This is a genomic window from Thiolapillus sp. (assembly GCF_048562965.1).
Classification (GTDB): Bacteria; Pseudomonadota; Gammaproteobacteria; order Chromatiales; family Chromatiaceae; genus Thiolapillus; species Thiolapillus brandeum_A.
Genome location: NZ_JBHNMF010001279.1, coordinates 1 through 728, shown reverse-complemented (window position 1 = coordinate 728; position 728 = coordinate 1). Strand labels below are relative to the sequence as shown.

Annotated in this window: 1 protein-coding gene; it reads right to left on the bottom strand. The window is 49.7% G+C overall.

Annotation, left to right across the window (positions count from 1 at the left end; translation table 11 throughout):
* Nucleotides 1–574 (bottom strand): helicase-related protein (locus tag ACOCD2_RS23815; protein WP_293650709.1); only part of this gene is annotated, 574 nt, incomplete at its 3' end.
* Between the last annotated feature and the right edge of the window lie 154 nt (nt 575–728).

Sequence of the window (728 nt, the reverse complement as noted above, 5' to 3'; positions counted from 1 at the left end):
TTGTATTTTGAACCAGGAATTGAGTCAGGGACAAAGCATTCACATGGCGCTGGATAATACGACCGCTTTGCAGTGCTACTTGGGGAACACTCAACGCCGTCGTAAACGCCCATAATGGATTATTGAATACAGCCTCCCCTTGTGGGGTGCTTTTGCAGAGAGTAAAGCTCAATGCCGACGTCTCACCCCGCCTACCGGCCCTGCCTGCGCGCTGCAAGAAGTTTGCCGGATGAGGTGGCACATTGTTCATGGCCACGGCAGATAGACCGCCAATATCCACGCCCATCTCCATAGTCGTGGAACAGCTAAGCAAATTGATTCGTCCTTCCTTGAACGCTTTTTCGCGGCGAGTGAGCAGGCTGCCCTTTATCTGGGCCGAATGCTCAACAGACCGAAAGTAGGGTGAAAAACCAGCAATGCGATCATTGAGGTCACTCCAGGCACCCATGCTTCGCAACTTTCTCACTTTTTCGTCAGTCTCCAGCCATTCCCTGGCTTTCTCTTCACCCTCAGGCCAAAAAGGTGCGGGTATCCGTGGCATTTCAACGCGTTCACACTTTGCCAGTTCATCCATTGCCTGTAATGGAAGATAAGGCGTCAATCCTTTAAAACTAGAGTTTAGAGTTTCAGAGGAGAAAAACCACTAAAAATCTCAAAAAATAGTTGACATAGCAAGGCGCGGCCTCTCAGAAGAGAAATCAACACAAACTTCTGGAGGCCGCTATGGA